The organism is Blastococcus jejuensis (genome assembly GCF_039534705.1).
Classification (GTDB): Bacteria; Actinomycetota; Actinomycetes; order Mycobacteriales; family Geodermatophilaceae; genus Blastococcus_B; species Blastococcus_B jejuensis.
Genome location: NZ_BAAAVV010000011.1, coordinates 85,114 through 102,970, shown reverse-complemented (window position 1 = coordinate 102,970; position 17,857 = coordinate 85,114). Strand labels below are relative to the sequence as shown.

The window sequence follows — 17,857 nt, the reverse complement described above, 5'->3', positions numbered from 1 at the left end:
ACCATCGCGCCGGTGCAAGACGACGACTTGGTCGCGGAACTCCTGGGGATAGATCCGACCCACGACGACACCCTCCCGCGGCGATCACGCCGCTGTGAACGATGTCCGCCCGATCGGGGCAAGTCCACGTCGCACCAGGAGGCCGGGGCCGTGCAGCCGGTGAAGACGCAGTGCCCGTCGCGGAGTTCGATCGCCCGCCGGATCGCGGCCGTCGCCGACCGTTGTTCCTGGCCGACGTCCAACGGGAGGCCGGCGGGGTCGGTGAGCAGCCGCACCACGCTGGAGTCGCAGGCAAGCCTGCGCGCGGTCTCGGGGCAGATCGGCCCGGCGAAGGACAGCTCGCCGCCGGAGACGCCGGGGGCGCCACGCTCGGCGCACAGGGCGAACCAGTCGATGACCACCCGGATCTGGGCGGCAGCGCCGCGCACCTGCGGCAGATCGCCGGCCCGCAGCGCGCGGCGGGCGAGCTCGACCAGCGCATCGCCCTGGCGTTCGGCGAAGGTGCGTGCGTCGCCGCCGGGCCGGTCGCCGTTCATCAGCGCCTCGAGCGCGGTGTGCAGGTACTCGCCGCCGACCGCGTCGACGTGCCCGGACAGGTAGACGCGGCCATCGGTGGAGACGGCCATGCGGAAGACCCGGGGCCGACCGGCCGCGTCGTCGAGTGCGCCGTCGGGGTCGATGCCGGCGACCCAGCGGCGCACGGCCTTGGCGGTGTCCTCCGGGCTCAGCGTGCGGGCGGCCTCGGTGAGGATCGCGTCGGTCGTGGCCAGGTCGATGCCGTTGGCGACGGCGACGGCGATCCGGGCGGGGGTGACCGCGGCGGCGATCACGTCGACGTGGGCGCGGGTGACCTCCCCCGCGGCGTAGGCAGCGGCCAGTTCGGGAAGGTGGGGCAACCGGCGGCCGGCACGCAGCAGCCCCGATGCGTCCCGGCCGGTGATCCGGCAGTGCCCGGTCAGCCACGTCTTGGTCGACACCATGCCGTCGGCTCGGGACGCGTCGCGGCGGTCGGCGGTGACGGCGAAGGAGGTCTGCAGCGCCGAGAGCCGGTTGATCGCGCCCTGCAGGACCGGGAGGCCGTCGAGGACCTCGGCGTCGGCGAGGTCGTCGGGATCGAGCGCGGCGACGTCGAGGCCGGCGAGCTGGTCGAGCAGCGACCGCAGCTCCGACACCAGGAACCACCTCCTCGCCGCCTCGAACGTATGAGCGAAGAATAGACGGCAGGCGTGACAGAAACCGCAGCTCAGCGAGGCTGTGGACAACGGCGGCCGCTGTGGACGACGAGCAGCGAACCGACCGACCGGAGGGGTAGGCACGCCGCATGACGCGATCACCGCAGGACCTGGCCCGAAGGGTGCTCGACCGCTACGGCCGGACGTACGCCGACGAGGCCGGCATCCGGCTGACCGACCAGCCGGGGCCGTTGTTCCAGCTCCTCGTCCTCGCCCAGCTGCTCTCGGCGCGCATCGGCGCCCCGATCGCCGTCGCGGCGGCCGCGGCCTTGCGCGCCCAGGGCTGGACGACCGCGCAGCGGCTGCGGGACGCCCCGCGCTCAGCCGTGATCGCCAGCCTCGGCCGCAGCGGGTACCGCCGCTACGACGAGCGCACCGCCACGCTGCTGACGGAGATGGCCACGCTCGTCCTGGCGCGCTACGGCGGCGACCTGCGCCGGCTCGCGGCTGCCGCGGGCGGCCAGGTCGACCGGGCGTCGGACCTGCTGCAGGAGGTCAAGGGCATCGGCCCGACGGGGGCGGCGGTGTTCCTCCGGGAGGTGCAGGCGGTGTGGCCGTGGGTGCGGCCACAGCTGGATGCCCGCGCGCTCACGGGCGCCGAGCGGGTGGGTCTGCCGAGAGACGCCGACGAACTGGCCCGGCTCGTCCCCGGGGATGAGCTCGCGGCCTTCGCCGCCGGCCTGGTGCACATCTCGCTGCTCGGGAAGAAGGAGGAGCCGCTCACCGAGTCGTGAACCTGTGGTGAGGTGATCGAGACCAGACGCCCGGGAGGACCCATGTCGGAACACGCCTGGCCGGCGACCGAACCCACCGAGGTCACGGTGACCTCGGGCAGCGCCGCCCTCACCGTCGACCTGCGCGGGGGCGGTCTGCGCGCACTGACCGTCGGCGCGTGGGACGTCCTCGACGGGTACGAGCCGGGTGCGGTGCCGTCCGGGCGGCGCGGCGGCGTGCTGCTGCCGTGGCCGAACCGCATCCGCGACGGCCGATGGACGTGGCAGGGGCGCGAGCTGCAGCTCGACGTCGCGTCCGTCGCCAAGCCCACCGCCATCCACGGGCTGGTCTCGTGGCAGCCGTGGCAGGTTCTCGACGCCACCGACGACCGGGTCACGGTGGGCACCGTCGTCGAGAAGCGTTCCGGGTACCCGTTCCGCCTGGCGGCCGCGATCGACTACGAGCTGAGCGCCGAACGGCTCACCTCCACCGTCCGGGTCCGCAACGTCGGCGACGCGGCCGCGCCCTTCGGCGTCGGCCTGCACCCCTACCTGGCCGTCGGGGCGACGGCGGACGGCGACATCGACGTCGCCGACCTCGACGTGCCCGCCCGCACGCTGCTCGTCGTCGACGACGCAGGCCTGCCCACCGGCGAGCGCCGACCGTTCGACGGTGCGCTGGGCCAGATCGGGGAACGCGTCCTCGACGACCCGCTCACCGATCTGACCCGCGACGTCGACGGGTGGGCGCGCGTCCGGCTGCGCGGCCCCGCCGGGGAGCTCGAGCTGGCCGTCGATGCGGCCTGGCGGTGGCTGCAGGTCTACAGCGGCGACACCCTGCCGGAGGGCCAGCGCCGGCGCAGCCTCGCAGTCGAACCGATGACCTGCCCGCCGAACGCCCTGGCCGACGGAGTCGACGTCATCGTGCTGGAGCCGGGCCAGGAGTGGGCAGGCACCTGGACGCTGGCCTGGACGGCGGCCTGACGTGCGGGTGCTCGAGCTCTGGCGCTACCCCGTGAAGTCGCTGCAGGGCGAGCGGCTGGCCGAGGCTGCGATCGACGCCCTCGGCGTCGCCGGCGACCGCCGGTGGGCGATCTTCGACCGGGACACCGGTCTCGGGCTCACCGCCCGCCGGGTGCCCGAGCTGCTGTTCGGCTCCGCGCGGCTCCGTGACGACGGCGGTGTGGACGTGGTCCTGCCCGACGGCACCGTCACGAGCGACGACGACGTGCTCTCCGGGTGGCTCGACCGCCGAGTGGAGCTGCGGGCCGCCACCGAGCAGGGTGACGTGGCCCCGACGTACGAGGCCCCGGCCGACGAGGAGGTGCCCGACCCCACCGAGTGGCTGCAGTGGGAGGGCGCGCCCGGACCGTTCCACGACAGCCCGCGCATCCGGCTGTCACTGGTCTCGACCGGCACGCTGGGCACCTGGGACCGACGGCGGTTCCGGGCCAACGTCGTCCTGGACGGGGCAGGGGAGGACCAGCTGCGGGGACAGGAGGCCGACCTCGGATCGGTACGCCTGCGGTTCGGCGTCCCCATCGCGCGGTGCGTCATGACGACCCGTCCCCAGCCGGGCGGCATCCCACGCGACACCTCGGTGCTCAAGACCATCCATCGGGAGCGCGACGGGCTGCTGGCGGTGCGTGCCGCCGTCCTGGAGGCCGGGACGGTGCGCACCGGCGACGAGCTGACCCCGGTCTGACAGGCAGACTGGACCTCGTGCGCACCGTCGAACTCCGTCCCGGCGAGGACACCATCCGCCTCGGCCAGTTGCTGAAACTGGTCGACGCGGTGCCGACCGGTGCCCAGGTGAAGGACGTCCTGCTCGCCGGCGACGTGCAGGTCAACGGTGAACCCGAGGAGCGCCGCGGGCGGCAGCTCCACCGGGGCGACGTGGTGTCTGTCGAGGGCATGGACGACGTCCGTATCGGCTGAGCGCGGTTCCACGTGGAACCGCGCGACCGTGAGACGTCTGGAAGGCTGACGCGCAGCGAGCGGACGGAGGCTGGGGTGAGCGCACAGGAACGGGGCCGTGGGCCCATCCGCGTGCCGCGCTGGCCGTCCGCGGCGACCGGAGAGCCGGACTTCGCCGCGATCCGCGCCGAGTTCGAGGTGCCGGAGGAGTTCCCGCCCGACGTCCTCGCCGAGGCCGAAACGGCGGCGCGGGAGCCGCAGCTGCCGGAACTGGACGCGACCGATCTGCCGCTCGTGACGCTCGATCCCGTCGGCAGCCGGGACCTCGACCAGGCCGTGCACCTGGCGGCTCGCGAGGGCGGCTACCGGGTCAGCTACGCCATCGCCGATGTCGGGGCCTTCGTCCGTCTCGGCGGCCCGGTCGACCGCGAGGCCCGGCGGCGTGGGCAGACCCTCTACAGCCCCGACCGCCGCACGCCGCTACACCCGCCGGTGCTCAGCGAGGACGCCGCGAGCCTGCTGCCCGACGTGCTCCGCCCCGCGGTGCTCTGGACGATCGACCTGGACGCCGACGGCGAACCGGTCCGGCTGGAGCTGCGCCGGGCGAGGGTGCGCAGCCGCGCCCAGCTCGACTACCCGTCGGTCCAGGCGCAGGCCGACGCCGGCACCCTGCCCGAGCCTCTCGCGCTGCTGCCGGAGATCGGCCGTCTGCTCCAGCGGCGGGCGGCCGAGCGGGGCGCCGTCGAACTGGGCACGCCGGAGCAGGAGGTGGTGGCCGCCCCCGGGGGCGGGTGGACCCTCGAGCTGCGCGGCGACCTGGCGGTCGAGGGATGGAATGCGGAGATCTCCCTGCTGACCGGGCGGTGCGCGGCCGCGCTGATGCTCGAGGCCGGGGTCGGGCTGCTGCGCACCCTCCCCCCGGCCCGCCCCGAGGACGTCGACCGGCTTCGGTTGCTCGCCCCCGCCCTCGACGTGGCCTGGCCGCCCGGAACGGCCCCGGGTCAGGTGATCTCCGGCGTGAACCCGGCCAGGCCCGCCCACGCGGCGTTCCTGGAGGAGGCGGCGACGCTGCTCCGCGGCGCGGCCTACACGCCGTTCGACGGGGCCCCGCCCGAGCAGCCGGTGCACAGCGGCGTCGCCGCGCCCTACGCGCACGTGACCGCGCCGCTGCGCCGGCTCGTCGACCGGTTCGGCACCGAGGTCTGCCTCGCCCTGTCCGCGGGACGCGAGCCGGAGGACGAGCTGCGAGCCGCCCTGCCGGATCTGCCCCCGCTCATGGCCACCTCCGACCGGCGTACCCGCGACGTAGAGCGCGCCGCCATCGACGCCACCGAGGCCTGGTTGCTGCGCGGCCGCGAGGGCGAGATCTTCTCCGCCGTGGTCGTGGACGCAGGGAACGGCAGGGGGACCGTCGCCCTCGACGGGCTCGCCATCCGCGGACGGTGCGAGGGTGCGGCCCTGGCCCCCGGAACGCGCGTCCGCGTCCGGCTCGAGGCGGCGGACGTGGCCGACCGCAGCGTCCGCTTCCGGCTGGCGGAGGCCTCGTGAGCCGGGCGCCCTACCTGACGTCGCGGCTGCAGGGGTTCGGGACGACGGTCTTCGCCGAGATGAGCGCCCTCGCGGTCGCGACCGGTTCGGTCAACCTCGGCCAGGGGTTCCCCGACTATCCAGGGCCGACCGAGGTGCTCGAGGTCGCCCGCGCGGCCATCGGCACCGCGGCCGACCAGTACCCGCCCGGCCCGGGCATCCCCGAGCTGAGGGAAGCGGTCGCCGCCCACCACCAGCGCTTCCGCGGCCTCGAGTACGACCCGGACGCCGAGGTCCTCGTCACCGCCGGCGCCACCGAGGCGCTCTCGGGTGCGCTGCTGGCTCTGCTGGACACCGGCGACGAGGTCGTCCTGTTCGAGCCCATGTACGACTGCTACGCGGCGGGGATCGCAATGGCCGGGGGCGTGGCCCGCCCGGTGCCGCTGCACCCGCCGGACGGCGGCAACGGCGGCACCGGCGGTGGCGACGCCGGCGAGGGCGGCCGGTGGACGTTCGATCCCGACGAGCTCCGGGCGGCCATCACCCCGCGCACCAAGATCCTTCTCCTCAACACGCCGCACAACCCCACGGGCAAGGTCTTCACCCCGCACGAGCTGGCTCTCCTGGCCGGGCACGCGATCGAGCACGACCTGCTGGTGCTGACCGACGAGGTCTACGAGCACCTCGTGTTCACCGGCGCCCGCCACACGTCGATCGCGACCCTGCCCGGCATGCGGGAGCGCACCCTCGTCGTCGGCAGCGCCGGCAAGACGTTCAACGTGACCGGCTGGAAGATCGGCTGGATCTGCGGGCCCGCACCGCTCGTCGCCGCCGTCCGCACCGCCAAGCAGTTCCTCACCTACGTCAACGGCGGGCCGTTCCAGCCGGCGATCGCGGCCGGCCTGCGGCTGCCCGAGAGCTACTTCGAGGCCGTCGCGAAGGATCTCGAGTACCGGCGGGACGTGCTCGTCCGGGGCCTGCGCGAGGGCGGGTTGCCGGTGATCAGCCCGGAGGCGACCTACTTCGCCACGGTCGACGTCCGATCGGTGCAACCCGACGGCGACGGGCTGGCGTTCTGCCGCTCGCTGCCGGCGCGGGCCGGTGTCGTCGCCGTCCCGACCGGGGTGTTCTACGACCCTGCGCACGCCCACCTGGGCCGGCACCTGGTCCGCTTCGCCTTCTGCAAGAGCGACGACGTGTTGGGTGAAGCGGTGCAGCGGTTGGTGGGAATGGGACGGGCGGGAGGAGGACGATCGTGAGGATCGCCGCGGTGCAGCACGACATCGTGTGGGAGGACCGGGACGCCAACTTCGCGCGACTGGCCCCGAAGGTCGCGCAGGCGGTGGGTGCCGGTGCGGAGCTGGTCCTGCTGAGCGAGACCTTCTCCACCGGGTTCTCCATGGCGCCGGGGATCGGCGAGCCGGAGGGCGGACCGTCGTCGCGGTTCCTCAGCGCGCAGGCCGCCGAGCACGGCGTCTGGCTGGGCGGCACCTGCCCGGAGATCGCCGACGACGCAGGTGGGGCGGGCGAGGGGACTTCGACGCTGCCCTACAACTCCTTCGTCCTGGCCGGGCCCGACGGCACCGTGCACCGCTACCGCAAGTTGCATCCGTTCACCCACGCCGGGGAGCACGAGCGGTTCCGGGCCGGGGAGAAGCCGGTCACGGTGCAGATCGGCGACCTCCGGGTCACCCCGTTCATCTGCTACGACCTGCGCTTCGCGAACGTCTTCTGGCAGGCAGCGCCCGACACCGACGTCTACCTCGTGCCGGCCAACTGGCCGAGTCCGCGCCGCTCCCACTGGCAGACGCTGCTGGTGGCCCGCGCCATCGAGAACCAGGCCTACGTCGTCGGCTGCAACCGGGTGGGCACCGCCGGCGACGGCACCGAGCACGTGGGGGACAGCCGCATCGTCAGTCCCATGGGCGAGCTGCTGGCCACGGCCGCCGGCGTGGAGACCATCGTCGTGGCCGACGTCGACCCCGCCGAGGTCAGTGCCACCCGGGACCGGCTGCGGTTCCTGCCGGACCGCCGGGGCTGACGCCGGGCGCCGGCGTCTCGTCGACGACGATCTGCTCGCGCTGCACCCGTCCGCTCACCGTCTCCTGCCCCTGCACCAGCTCGGTGCGCAGCCGCACCCGCTCGACCGGGACCACCTCGACGCCGACGACCGGCCGCTCGGCGTGCAGGATGATCTCCTCCGGGAGCTCCCCGGGTGCGGACGCCGGGCGGGCGCTGTGCGCGCCGTAGGACTCCTCGTCGGTGACCAGCGACTCCCCGGGCCCGTCGTCGACGGCGTCGATCGGGACCTCCTCGACCCGGATCTCCTCGCGCCGGACCGGCACGGTGATCTGGACCTCCTCGGTCACCACGTACTTGACCAGCCGGACGCGGGTGCGGGCGACCCGCTCGGTGCCCACCCGCAGCTGCTCCTCGCTGCGGGTCATCGCTCCGTCGGGCGCCGGCCGCGGGGGCGCGGACGCCGGGGCCGGCTCGGTGGCTCCGTACGCCGGCGGTGGGGGCGGCACCGCCGGGGCGGACGGTGGCGGCGGGGGCGGCACGGGGGCCGACGGCCTCGAGGAGGGGACGACGGTGTCGTCGTCGGCGGCACCCGGTGGCCGCAGGCCCTCGCCGGTCGGCGTCCAGGCCGTGGTGGTCGACAGCGGCTCGAGGCCGTAGTGCCGGCGGAGCCGGGCCTCGTCGTCGGGTCCGAGGCGGTCGCCCTCGACGTGTGGGGCGCTCTTCACCGTGGCGACGTCGACCGGCAGGCGGAGGCCACCGTCGGCGAACGTCGCGTCGTTGGCCGGCACGATCGAGTGCCGGGTGCCGAAGAGGCCCGTCGTGACGGCCACCCAGGACGGCGTACCGGTGCGGTCGTCGACGAAGAAGTGCTCGACCATGCCGATCTTGTCGCCGTCGTTGCCGTAGGCGGTCCCGCCGATCGACGCGGACACCTCGCGTTCGCTCAGCATGGCCGGCTCCCCTCGAGAAGGCGCGCTCCGGTGAGCGCCGTCGACCCCGACGGTGCCCCGGGGACGGCGTCGGCGAACATCGGCGTCCCCGCCGGGGTCAGCGGTCCGGGATGAGCAGGTCCGCGACGACGGCCCGGTGATCGCTGCCGCCGACCGGGACGACCTGCACCCCGGCCACCTGGATGCGGGGATCGACGAGCACGTGGTCGAGCCCCAGGCGCGGGAACGGCGCCCGCAGGGGCCGCCAGGTCCAGGCCCACGCACGCCCCGCGGCGCGGGCGGCGTCCTCGTACCCGCGGGCCAGCACGGCCCGGAGCGCGGCGTGATCGAGCGTCGCGTTGAAGTCGCCTGCGAGCACGCGCAGCACGTCGGGATCGGGATCGGGCAGGGCGGCCAGGTCGGCGGTCCAGGCCCGCACCTGGGCCGGTGACACGGCCGGCGGCATGGCGTGCACGGCGACGATCTCGACGTGGGGCCCGCCGTCCCTGGTCAGTCGCACGGACGGCTGCTCGAAGCTCCCGGGGACGACGCCGCGGCCCTCGACGGGCCGGCGGCTCCACACCGCCCCCGACGCCGAGGCGACCGACCCGGGACGGGCGGGGACGACGTGCCCGTGCGGCAGCAGCTCGTCGAGCCCGGCCGTGACCAGCCGCTTCTCGGCGGCCGGGGTCAGCTCCTGGACCGACAGCACGTCGACCCGGTGCCGGCGGACCAGGTCGAGCACCGGCTCGGCCCGCACGAGCCCGAGGCGCAGGCTCACCGTGGCGATCCGGATGCGTTCCCCCTGGAGCGGCTGGTCGCCTGCGGGCCGGGGACGCCGAACGGTCAGGACCGGCAGCGCGAGCGCCACCCCCGCCGCGGCCGCGAGGACCGCGCCCGCCCGGGAGCGGAGTGCCAGGGCCGCGGCGAGCGGGACCGCCGAGGTGGCCGCCGCCTGCGGGGCGAACGACATGGCCGGCACGAGCGGGAAGCCGCGCTCCGCGCCGGCATTGCGCAGCACGGCCAGGACCACCCAGGGGAGCGGCGCCACCGCGGCGGCCCGGGCACGGGCGGGGACGACGGCCATCGGCTCACGGTAGCCAGCGGGGGGCGGCGCACGGGGCCTACCGTCCGTATCGGGCGACGACGAGGAGGATGGACGCCGTGACCAGCGAACACGTGGAGGTCGAGCGCAAGTTCGACGTGGACGGCTCCTTCGTGCTGCCCGACCCCGCGGCGTTGTCCGACGCCGGGGTCGCCTCGACGGACGAGCCGGTGGAGCACGAGCTCGAAGCCGTCTACCACGACACCGCCGACCTGCGGCTGGCCCGCGCGCGGATCACGCTGCGCCGTCGCACCGGCGGTTCCGACGCCGGCTGGCACCTCAAGCTCCCCTCGGCGAACGGCGCGCGGCGGGAGCTGCACGCCCCGCTGGGCCGCGCCGTCAAGAACCCGCCCCGGCCCCTGCTCGAGCCGGTGCGGGGCATCCTCCGCGGTGCTCCGACCGCTCCGGTGGCGACCCTGCGGAACCGGCGGGTGGTCACCCAGCTCCGCGACGCCGAGGACCGCGTCCTCGCCGAGGTCGCCGACGACGCCGTCACCGCCAGCGCGTCCGGGCCGGACGGCGCGGCGGACCTCCAGGCGTGGCGCGAGGTCGAGGTGGAACTCGTCGAGGGCGACGAGTCGCTGCTGGCGCCGGTCGGGGAGTGGCTGGCCGCGGCCGGTGCCCGGCCGTCCGGGTCGGCGTCGAAGCTGGCCCGCGTGCTGTCGGCACGCTTGTCCGGGCCGTCCCCGAGCCGGCCGAGGAAGAGCCGGAAGAAGGCGCCGGCCGCCGGCGAGGTGGTGCTGGCCGCACTCGGGAGGAGGGTGCGGGACCTGGAGGCTGCCGACGTGGGCCTGCGCACGGAGCAGGACGACTCCGTCCACCAGCTGCGGGTCGCCGCACGCCGGCTGCGCAGCATCCTCGCCTCCTTCCGGTCGGTCCTGGACCGGGCGGTGACCGAACCGGTGCGCGAGGAGCTCGCCTGGCTGGGCACCGAACTGGCGCAGGCGCGCGACGACGAGGTCGCCCTCGCCCACCTCCGGGAGCTGGTCGCCGAGCAACCGCCGGAGCTCGTGCTGGGGCCGGTCGCCGCGCGGCTGCAGCAGGCACAGCTGCGCTCGATCCGGGCCGGGCGCGACCGGGCGCTGGCCACGCTGTCCGGCGACCGCTACCTGCGCCTGCTCGACGCCCTGCACGGGCTGCTGGACGCGCCCCCCTTCCTGCCGGCCGCCGACCGTCCCGCGGGGCCGGTGCTGCGTGCCGCCGTCCGGAAGGCGGGCAAGCGGCTGCGGCGGGGCGTGACCGCCGCGCAGCACGCGGACGACGACGCCCGCGCCCTGGCCCTGCACGCGGTGCGGAAAGCGGCGAAGCGGGTGCGCTACACCGCCGAGGTGGGCGCCTCCGAGCGGGGGAAGTCGGGGAAGCGGCTGGTGAAGGTGACCAAGCGCGTCCAGAAGGTGCTGGGCGAGGTGCAGGACACGGTCGTCACCCGCGAGCACTGCCGGCAGCTGGGCATCGCCGCGTCGGCCGCGGGGGAGAACGGGTTCACCTTCGGCCTGCTGCACGGCCTCGAGGAGGCGCGCGCGGTCCGGGCTCAGGCTGTCTTCGCCGCGATGGAGCCCGATCTGGGGGCGAGGCTGCGGTCGGCCGCCCGCAGCTGACCGGGGACGTCGCGCGCCGCCCCGACGTCCGACCCCTGACCCCCGATCCCGCACGCATCCGCCGCCCTGGAGGCTTCCCTGTCCATCATCGGCCTCCTCGGTTTCCTCACCGTCGTGCTGCTGGCCCTGGTGCTGCTGCACGGCTACATCTGGTGGCGGATGGTGCGCTCGACCACCGTGCCGGGCCGCCTCCGTCGGCGGCTGACCCTGCTGACCGTCGTGCTCGCCCTGCTCCCGGCGGCCGCGGTCGCGCTGGGTTCCGCAGCTCCACCGGCCCTGGCCACCGCCCTGGAGTGGGTCGGCTTCACCTGGCTCGGTCTCGCGTTCTACCTGTTCGTGACGCTCCTGGCCCTGGAGCCCGTGCGGCTCGTGATCAGGCTCCGCGAGCGCAGCAGGAAGGCATCCGACCTCGGCAGTCGTCCGGACGGTCTGGTCACGGCGAGTGGGGCAAACCGGAGGACGGCACCCGGGCGGACCGAGGAGGTCGTCCTGAGTGGGCCCCGGAGGGGTCCGCGCAGGGACGACGAAACGGCTCAGCACGACAGGGGGACGGCAGCTGGCCGCGGTGGTCGTCCGGAGGACGACAGTGTCATCGCAACGGCTCAACGCGACGGGGGAACGGCACCCGGAGGCGGTGCTGTCCGGGAGGACAGCGATGTCACGATCACCTCTCCCTCGCGGCGGCTGTTCCTGGCGCGGAGCCTCGCGGTCACCGCCGGCGCCGTGACCCTGGGCACCGCCGGCACCGGCGTCTACGTGGCCAACTCGCCGCCGAGGGTCGAGCGGGTGCCGATCCGCATCCCGGGCCTGGATCCGGCCTTCGACGGGTTCCGCATCGTCACGTTCTCCGATGCGCACCTCTCACCGACGTACGGCCGGCGGCGGTTCGAGCGGCTGGTCGAGATCGTGAACGGGCAGCGACCCGACGTCGTGGCGATCGTCGGCGACCTCGTCGACGGCAGCGTGGCGGACCTGCGGGAGGACGTCGCCCCGCTGGCGGATCTGGTGAGCGAGCAGGGTGTCTTCTTCGTGACCGGCAACCACGAGTACTTCGTCGACACGCGGGAGTGGATGCGGCACCTGCCCACGCTCGGGGTGGACGTCCTGCACAACGAGCGGGTGGGCCTGCGCCGCGGCGCCGCCGGCCTCGACCTCGCCGGGATCGACGACCGCACGGCGGCCTCCTCCGGCGTGCCGGGTCACGGCGCGGACCTCGACGCCGCGCTCGACGGCCGGGACGACGCCACGCCGGTGGTCCTGCTCGCGCACCAGCCCGTGCTCGTGGACCAGGCGGCCGCGGCCGGGGTGGACCTGCAGCTGTCCGGTCACACGCACGGCGGGCAGCTCTGGCCGTTCGACTACCTGATCCGGCTCGACCAGCCGGTCGTCGACGGGCTGAACCGGGTGGGGGACACCCAGCTCTACGTCACCCGGGGCGCGGGGTACTGGGGGCCGCCGATGCGCGTCGGCGCGGCCCCGGAGGTCACCGTCGTGGAGCTGCGGGCGGAGGGCTGACCTCGCTCACGGGGTCTGGAGAGCCTCGAACGCCTCGGCGACGAGCTCCTCGACCTTGCGCTCCCCGTCCCCGTCGGCCCAGGCGAGCAGGCCGGAGGTGAAGGCGGCGAGGTGCGCCATGACGACGACGGCGTCGCCCGGGGTCAGGCCGGCTCCGGGCGGGGCGGGGAGTGCCTCGGCGACCATGCCGGCCGTGGCGCGCTCGAACTCGGCGGCGCGGGTCCGCAGCGACGGCGTCGCCGCGATGATCTTCCAGCGGGCGAGCATGTCGGCCCGCAGCTCGGGCGACCACGACGCGAAATAGTCGGGGGCCGCCTGGCGGAGGCGGACGGCGACCGGGAGGTGGGCCGGCTGGGTGGCCAGCAGCTGCGTCATCTGCTCGGCGGTGGGCAGCTGCATGACGACGTGTTCCTTGCTGGGGAAGTGCGCGTAGAAGGTCGGTACCGAGACCTCCGCGGCCGCCGCGAGCTGGGCGATGTTCACCCGCTCGAACCCGTGCTCCTGGAACAGCCGCATCGCCGCTGTGTAGATCCGTCGGTGGGTCGTCTCCCACCGCGGACTCCGTCCGCCATCCAGCCCCGTCACGCGCGACATCCTGGTCTCTTCCGGGGTGTCGTGCCAGTTCCCGGACCGGAATCGTCCGTTATCGGGTGGAACTGGTCGACCGGGGACCACGCCGGTGCCGGCCGGGCGGCACCGGCATGACCGCGTCGATCGGTCCGACCGCCCATCCAGCGATGGACGTCTCATACGACATGACGAGCAGACGTCTCTAGGACCAGTACCTTTGACGCGTGGTGGACCCAGCATGGTGAACTCCGTGGCACCGAAGTACCTCGCCGTCCGCGAGCACCTGCGGCGCCGCGTCGCTGCCATGCCCGAGCACGCCCTGCTCCCGCCGGAACCGGCCCTGTGTGCGGAGTACAACGTCAGCCGGATCACGCTGCGCCGCGCCGTCGACGGCCTCGTCGCCGACGGACATCTGGTGCGGGAGCAGGGGCGCGGCACGTACGTCGCCCGACCGGCCGTCCGGCACGAGTACCGCGAGAGCTTCGTGCACCGCATCGCGGGCTTCAACTCCGTGATGACCGAGACGGGGGCGCAGGTCGGGACGACGGTGATCGCCCAGCGGATCGTGCCGGCGCCCTCCCCCGTGGCCGGCGAACTCGCCCTGGCGGTCGGCGAGCCTGTGGTGGAACTGGAGCGCCTGCGCAGCGTCGACGGGGCGCCGAACCACGTGGCGCACAGCTACCTGCCGTCGAGCCTGTACCCGAAGGCCGCGGACCAGGACTTCAGCGAGGGCTCGCTGTACGAGTACCTCCGCCGCGAGTACGCCGCGGACCTCGCGCACGCGCGGATCGTCGTCGACGTCGGGACCGCCGACCACGAGGAGGCCGACCTGCTGCGCGTCGTCGCCGGATCGCCCCTGCTCGTGGTGCGCACCACGGTGCACGACAGCGGCGGGCACCCGCTGGTGCACTCCTTCTCCCGACTGCGGCCGGACGTGAGCCAGGTGGAGTTCGAGGTCTCGGTCGGGGGCCGCTGAGGTGCTGACCGCCAGCGACAGCCGCGAGGTCCCCGAGTCCCGTGCCGCCGTGTGGGAGGCGCTCGCCGCCCTCCACCCCTACTGCGCCGTGTGCGACGTCTCCTACGTCGTCGGCGCGGGCACGGTCGGCAAGGGCACCACGTTCGTCTGCGTGCCCGGCCGGCTCGACGGTGCCGAACCGCCGGCCGGCGCACCGCGGGGCGAGATCCTCGCCTGGCAGCCCCGCCGGACGGTCGCCACCCGGCTCACGCTCACCACCGAGACCTGGACGACGCGCATCGAACTGGCCGACGTCGACGGGGGCACCCGGGTCACGCTGACCGTCACGCTGGAGCCCGACGGCGGCAACCGGCTCGTGCGGCGCATCCAGCGCTCGGCCGCCCGGCAGCTCGTCGAGCGGACCGTGGCGTCGGAGTTGGACAGGCTCCCGGCCCACCTCGAGCAGGCCGCGGCCCGCGACTGAGCACACGCCGGAGGCGGGAGACCCTTCCCCCGTTCCGGGGAACAGCGCATTCTTCGGGGTCAGCGGGGGTATCAGGTCGATCGTGTACCGGTGTGTGCCCGGCGAGTGCCGGGAAGGGGCCACATCGGACGGACGAAGGAGAAGCCTGTGTTCCAGATCCTCGGTCTCATCGCCGTCGGGCTCGTCATCGGCGTCCTGGCCCGGTTGATCGTCCCGGGCAAGCAGCGGCTGAGCATGGTCGCCACGCTCGTGCTCGGCGTGGTCGGCGCGATCATCGGCGGCTTCATCGCCAGCCTGCTCGGCTGGGGCGAGATCACCGAGCTCAACGTGGGTGGCTTCATCCTCGCGGTCATCGCCGCGGTGCTCCTGGTCGGCGTCGCCGAGGGCGTCTCCGGCCGTTCGCGGGGCGCCGTCCGCTGACCTCCGCCCCGGGGGCCCGGGCGAGCCTCAGAGCTCGACCGAGTCCCCGGGGGCGAGGCGGCTGTAGGGAGTGGGCGTGCCCGGCCCGCCCTCTCCGAGCATGGAGCTCACGACGTGCAGGCCCGTGTCGTTGAGCAGCCCGTCGTGCACCGCGTACGCCTGGTCGGCGTCCACCGCGCGCACGTAGTCGATCACCTCCGAGATCTTCGACCACGGGGCGTGCACCGGCAGCAGCAGCGTGGTCACCGGTTCCTCGGGCACCGTGAGGGCGTCGCCGGGGTGGAAGACCTGGCCCGCCACCAGGAAGCCGATGTTGGCCACCCGGGGGATCTCCGGGTGGATCACGGCGTGCAGCTCGCCGTGCACGTGCACCTCGAAGCCCGCGACGGTCACCGCGTCGCCCTGCCCCACCACGTGCACACGGCCGCCCACGCCCTCCAGAGCCGCCGCCACCGAGCCGTTCGTCCAGACCTCCAGGCCGGGTGCGGCGTCCATCGCGGCCCGGAGCCGCTCGGGCTCGAAGTGGTCGAAGTGCTCGTGCGTGACCAGCACGGCGTCGGCGCCGTCGAAGGCCGCCGGGTCGGTGAACGCGCCCGGATCGATGACGATGCGGCGGTCCCCCTCGCTGAGGACGACGCACGCGTGGCCGTGCTTGGTCAGCTCCATGCCCCGCATCCTCTCCCTCCGACGCACCGGCCGCGCGCTCGTGCGTCCCTCCCCGGCCTGCCCCTCCGCCTCACCCCTCGGGGGGAGGCCGGCCACCCGACCCGTAACCCCGGGACCGGGGACTGCCGACGCTCCACCCATGATCGTGCAGACGACTGCCTTCGCCGCCGCGCGCAGCCGCGCCCACGGGCCGACCGCCGCCCTCTGGCACGCGGTCGAGCTGCACCGTCACCCCAGCGAGGTCGACGGCGCGTGCGAGCTCACCCTGTGCGGCTCGCTGGCCCGCGTCTCGACCGACGAGACGTGGCCGGTCGCGGCGCGCGACGTCTGCCCGGCCTGTCTCACCCTGGCGCGCTGACGAAGCCTTCCGCTGCCCTCCACCGTCCGCAGGTTCGCGGCGGGACCCTGCAGCGGGACCACGGACGCCCTGTCGTCGGGTGGGGGAACTCGCCCCGGCGGCAGGTGCACGCTTCCCGCCCGCGGGCGGGTCGTCACCGCCCCGTGAACTCCGGAGCGCGCTTGGCGAGGAACGCCTCGACCGCCTCGAGGTGGTCGGCGGTCTGCCCCAGCCGGGTCTGCAGCCGGGCCTCGAGTGCCAGCGTGTCCTCGAGGGAGTCCGTCGCCGCCGAGGCAAGCACCGTCTTCACCGCCCGGTAGGCCGCCGTCGGCCCGGACGCCAGCCGCTGGGCGAGGGCCGTGGCCTCCGACAGCACGTCCTCCGCCGGGACGACGCGGTGCACCAGGCCCCACTGCTCGGCGGTCTCGGCCACGAACGGCTCGGGCAGCAGCAGCAGCTGAGTGGCCCGCGAGGCGCCGACGCTGTGCATCAGCCGCGCTGCGAGCGCCGAGTCGCTCGACAGGCCGATGCCGGTGAACGCCGTGGTGAACTTGGCCCCGGCCGCCGCCACCCGCAGGTCGCCGGCCAGCGCCATCCCCAGCCCCGCGCCCGCGCAGGCACCGTTGATCCCGACGACGACGGGCACCCGCAGCCCGGCCAGTGCGAGCACCAGCGGGTTGTACTCGTCCTCGACCACCGACAGCGAGGTCGCGGCATTCCCGCGCAGCGACTCGACGTGCTCGGCGAGGTCCTGTCCGACGCAGAACGCGCGGCCGGTGCCGGTCAGCAGCACCGCGCGGACGGACTCGTCGGCGGCGACGTCGCGCACCACGGCCAGCAGCTCGCGGCGCATCGCCGACGACAGCCCCCCGCGCAGCAGAGTGATCGTGGCGACGCCGTCGGCATCGGTCCTCGTGACGGTCTCGGACATCGGCGCCTGCCTCTCGTGCTCGTGCTCGGCGGAACTGCGGGCCGCGGGTCGGGCCGCCCGGCACTCGCCGATCACCTTGTCATGGCCGCCTTGGGGTGCGGTGTGCGTGCTCCCGTGCCTACGCGCCGCAGTCGGCACGCCGTGACGAGCGTGCCCCGGCAGCCGCGGTGGACGACGGTCCCCCGGAGCGACGTCCCGGGGGAAGCATGGGCCGCCACGCGAGGAGCGGAGCGGCGGACCGCTCCGGAGGAACGCTCGGGGGTCGGTATGACGGTCAACCGGGGCCGGGGCAGCCGCTTCCAGGTGTGGGTCGTCGTCCCCATGACCGGCCTCGTGGCCGGGGCGGGCCTCGCCGTTCTCGCCGCCCAGGGGCTCGACCAGGCCCGCAGCGGCGTTGCGGATTCCCAGCCGCAGGTCGCCGCACCCTCGTCGCGCGCCTCGCTCGACGACGTGCCCGCCGCCGATCCCCGGCCCCCGGCCGCCCCGCCGTCGAGCACGCTGCTGCGGCCGCTGGCCGCGGTCACCGCCGTCGCACCCGCCGAGCCGGTCTCGTCGATGGTCGCGACGGTGCTGTCGAGCCCGGTCTGGTCCTTCTCCTCCTCACCCTCCTCCGCGACCGCCACCGTCGCCCCGCCACCGCCCGCGGCCCTGGTCGCGGCGCCGGCGCCCGTCGTGGCCCCGGCCGTGCCCCCGCCGCCGCCGTCCACGCAACCGCCGGCCACACCGGATCCCGTCGTCGTGCCGGATCCGGTCGTGGTCCCGCCGACCGATGAGTCCACCGATCCCCCGGACGTGCCGGAGGAGCCGGTCGAGGAGCTCCCGCCCGACCCGGAGGCTCCCGATCCGCCGGCGGACCCGCCGCCGCCGGAGGAGCCGGCGCCGCCCACCGAACCGGAGACGACCGGCAGCACCGAGCCCGTCCCGGCGGTCTGAAGC

The 17,857-nt window shown here is 74.8% G+C and carries 20 protein-coding genes; 14 read left to right on the top strand and 6 right to left on the bottom strand.

From position 1 onward, the window contains the following. On the bottom strand, positions 1–1,172 hold a 1,172-nt coding region (locus ABD644_RS18705; protein WP_344690547.1), incomplete at its 3' end, for a DUF222 domain-containing protein. 149 nt (positions 1,173–1,321) lie between these two features. Between ABD644_RS18705 and ABD644_RS18700 the strand changes: the two genes are divergently transcribed. The 7 genes from ABD644_RS18700 (at position 1,322) to ABD644_RS18670 (ending at position 7,430) form a co-directional block, all read left to right on the top strand. Further along, the gene (locus tag ABD644_RS18700; RefSeq protein WP_344690546.1) at positions 1,322–1,966 is read left to right on the top strand and encodes an endonuclease; all 645 of its coding nucleotides are present in this window, start codon (positions 1,322–1,324) and stop codon (positions 1,964–1,966) included. A 42-nt stretch (positions 1,967–2,008) separates the two neighbouring features. Then, positions 2,009–2,929: an aldose 1-epimerase family protein gene (locus tag ABD644_RS18695; protein WP_344690545.1), complete on the top strand. Its 921-nt coding sequence runs from the start codon at positions 2,009–2,011 to the stop codon at positions 2,927–2,929. Position 2,930: 1 nt separating this feature from the next. After that, the gene (locus tag ABD644_RS18690; RefSeq protein WP_344690544.1) at positions 2,931–3,650 is read left to right on the top strand and encodes an MOSC domain-containing protein; all 720 of its coding nucleotides are present in this window, start codon (positions 2,931–2,933) and stop codon (positions 3,648–3,650) included. Positions 3,651–3,667: 17 nt separating this feature from the next. Then, entirely contained in the window at positions 3,668–3,883 is a 216-nt protein-coding gene (locus ABD644_RS18685) for an RNA-binding S4 domain-containing protein (protein ID WP_344690543.1), read from the top strand. Between the two features lie 75 nt (positions 3,884–3,958). Beyond that, on the top strand, positions 3,959–5,410 hold the full coding sequence (locus tag ABD644_RS18680) for an RNB domain-containing ribonuclease (RefSeq protein ID WP_344690542.1): 1,452 nt from the start codon (positions 3,959–3,961) through the stop codon (positions 5,408–5,410). Further along, positions 5,407–6,648 (top strand): pyridoxal phosphate-dependent aminotransferase, encoded by a 1,242-nt coding sequence (locus tag ABD644_RS18675; RefSeq protein ID WP_344690541.1) that lies wholly within the window; start codon positions 5,407–5,409, stop codon positions 6,646–6,648. The genes ABD644_RS18680 and ABD644_RS18675 overlap by 4 nt, the downstream gene beginning before the upstream one ends. Further along, complete coding sequence (locus ABD644_RS18670; protein WP_344690540.1) at positions 6,645–7,430, top strand: nitrilase-related carbon-nitrogen hydrolase; 786 nt, start codon at positions 6,645–6,647, stop codon at positions 7,428–7,430. The genes ABD644_RS18675 and ABD644_RS18670 overlap by 4 nt, the downstream gene beginning before the upstream one ends. Here the strand turns inward: ABD644_RS18670 and ABD644_RS18665 are convergent. Beyond that, positions 7,381–8,361: a PRC and DUF2382 domain-containing protein gene (locus ABD644_RS18665; RefSeq protein WP_344690539.1), complete on the bottom strand. Its 981-nt coding sequence runs from the start codon at positions 8,359–8,361 to the stop codon at positions 7,381–7,383. The two genes, ABD644_RS18670 and ABD644_RS18665, sit on opposite strands and share 50 nt — an antisense overlap. Before the next feature lie 97 nt (positions 8,362–8,458). Next, positions 8,459–9,427: an endonuclease/exonuclease/phosphatase family protein gene (locus tag ABD644_RS18660; RefSeq protein WP_344690538.1), complete on the bottom strand. Its 969-nt coding sequence runs from the start codon at positions 9,425–9,427 to the stop codon at positions 8,459–8,461. Between the two features lie 77 nt (positions 9,428–9,504). Between ABD644_RS18660 and ABD644_RS18655 the strand changes: the two genes are divergently transcribed. Together ABD644_RS18655 and ABD644_RS18650 are read left to right on the top strand one after the other, a co-directional pair. Beyond that, positions 9,505–11,043: a CYTH and CHAD domain-containing protein gene (locus tag ABD644_RS18655; protein ID WP_344690537.1), complete on the top strand. Its 1,539-nt coding sequence runs from the start codon at positions 9,505–9,507 to the stop codon at positions 11,041–11,043. Positions 11,044–11,157: 114 nt separating this feature from the next. Continuing rightward, complete coding sequence (locus ABD644_RS18650; protein ID WP_344690536.1) at positions 11,158–12,558, top strand: metallophosphoesterase; 1,401 nt, start codon at positions 11,158–11,160, stop codon at positions 12,556–12,558. 6 nt (positions 12,559–12,564) lie between these two features. Here ABD644_RS18650 and ABD644_RS18645 read toward each other — a convergent pair whose 3' ends face one another. Continuing rightward, positions 12,565–13,152 (bottom strand): TetR/AcrR family transcriptional regulator, encoded by a 588-nt coding sequence (locus ABD644_RS18645; RefSeq protein ID WP_344690535.1) that lies wholly within the window; start codon positions 13,150–13,152, stop codon positions 12,565–12,567. 226 nt (positions 13,153–13,378) lie between these two features. Here ABD644_RS18645 and ABD644_RS18640 point away from each other — a divergent pair, with 226 nt between their 5' ends. From ABD644_RS18640 to ABD644_RS18630, 3 genes are all read left to right on the top strand, one after another. Next, positions 13,379–14,104: a GntR family transcriptional regulator gene (locus ABD644_RS18640; protein WP_344690533.1), complete on the top strand. Its 726-nt coding sequence runs from the start codon at positions 13,379–13,381 to the stop codon at positions 14,102–14,104. A gap of 1 nt (position 14,105) precedes the next feature. Continuing rightward, positions 14,106–14,567: an SRPBCC family protein gene (locus tag ABD644_RS18635; protein ID WP_344690531.1), complete on the top strand. Its 462-nt coding sequence runs from the start codon at positions 14,106–14,108 to the stop codon at positions 14,565–14,567. Between the two features lie 147 nt (positions 14,568–14,714). After that, positions 14,715–14,987, top strand: coding sequence for a GlsB/YeaQ/YmgE family stress response membrane protein (locus tag ABD644_RS18630; RefSeq protein ID WP_344690530.1), 273 nt, complete (start codon positions 14,715–14,717; stop codon positions 14,985–14,987). 27 nt (positions 14,988–15,014) lie between these two features. On the opposite strand, the gene ABD644_RS18625 is transcribed toward ABD644_RS18630, so the two are convergent. Continuing rightward, complete coding sequence (locus ABD644_RS18625; protein ID WP_344690529.1) at positions 15,015–15,653, bottom strand: MBL fold metallo-hydrolase; 639 nt, start codon at positions 15,651–15,653, stop codon at positions 15,015–15,017. Positions 15,654–15,792: 139 nt separating this feature from the next. On the opposite strand from ABD644_RS18625, the gene ABD644_RS18620 reads away from it, so the two are divergent. Further along, positions 15,793–16,011 carry a hypothetical protein gene (locus ABD644_RS18620; RefSeq protein ID WP_344690527.1) on the top strand — a complete coding sequence of 73 codons (219 nt, stop codon included), beginning with the start codon at positions 15,793–15,795 and terminating at the stop codon, positions 16,009–16,011. A 133-nt stretch (positions 16,012–16,144) separates the two neighbouring features. Here the strand turns inward: ABD644_RS18620 and ABD644_RS18615 are convergent, their stop codons facing one another. Further along, the gene (locus ABD644_RS18615; protein ID WP_344690525.1) at positions 16,145–16,921 is read right to left on the bottom strand and encodes an enoyl-CoA hydratase-related protein; all 777 of its coding nucleotides are present in this window, start codon (positions 16,919–16,921) and stop codon (positions 16,145–16,147) included. Positions 16,922–17,188: 267 nt separating this feature from the next. Here ABD644_RS18615 and ABD644_RS18610 point away from each other — a divergent pair, with 267 nt between their 5' ends. Continuing rightward, complete coding sequence (locus tag ABD644_RS18610) at positions 17,189–17,854, top strand: hypothetical protein (protein WP_344690523.1); 666 nt, start codon at positions 17,189–17,191, stop codon at positions 17,852–17,854. The last annotated feature ends 3 nt before the right edge of the window (positions 17,855–17,857 follow it).

Excerpts from the sequence above, each read along its gene's own strand:
- ABD644_RS18660 (WP_344690538.1), bottom strand. The coding sequence starts at position 9,427 with ATGGCCGTCGTCCCCGCCCGTGCCCGGGCCGCCGCGGTGGCGCCGCTC.
- ABD644_RS18625 (WP_344690529.1), bottom strand. The coding sequence starts at position 15,653 with ATGGAGCTGACCAAGCACGGCCACGCGTGCGTCGTCCTCAGCGAGGGG.
- ABD644_RS18620 (WP_344690527.1), top strand. The coding sequence starts at position 15,793 with ATGATCGTGCAGACGACTGCCTTCGCCGCCGCGCGCAGCCGCGCCCAC.
- ABD644_RS18700 (WP_344690546.1), top strand. The coding sequence starts at position 1,322 with ATGACGCGATCACCGCAGGACCTGGCCCGAAGGGTGCTCGACCGCTAC.
- ABD644_RS18645 (WP_344690535.1), bottom strand. The coding sequence starts at position 13,152 with ATGTCGCGCGTGACGGGGCTGGATGGCGGACGGAGTCCGCGGTGGGAG.
- ABD644_RS18695 (WP_344690545.1), top strand. The coding sequence starts at position 2,009 with ATGTCGGAACACGCCTGGCCGGCGACCGAACCCACCGAGGTCACGGTG.
- ABD644_RS18610 (WP_344690523.1), top strand. The coding sequence starts at position 17,189 with ATGACGGTCAACCGGGGCCGGGGCAGCCGCTTCCAGGTGTGGGTCGTC.
- ABD644_RS18615 (WP_344690525.1), bottom strand. The coding sequence starts at position 16,921 with ATGTCCGAGACCGTCACGAGGACCGATGCCGACGGCGTCGCCACGATC.
- ABD644_RS18665 (WP_344690539.1), bottom strand. The coding sequence starts at position 8,361 with ATGCTGAGCGAACGCGAGGTGTCCGCGTCGATCGGCGGGACCGCCTAC.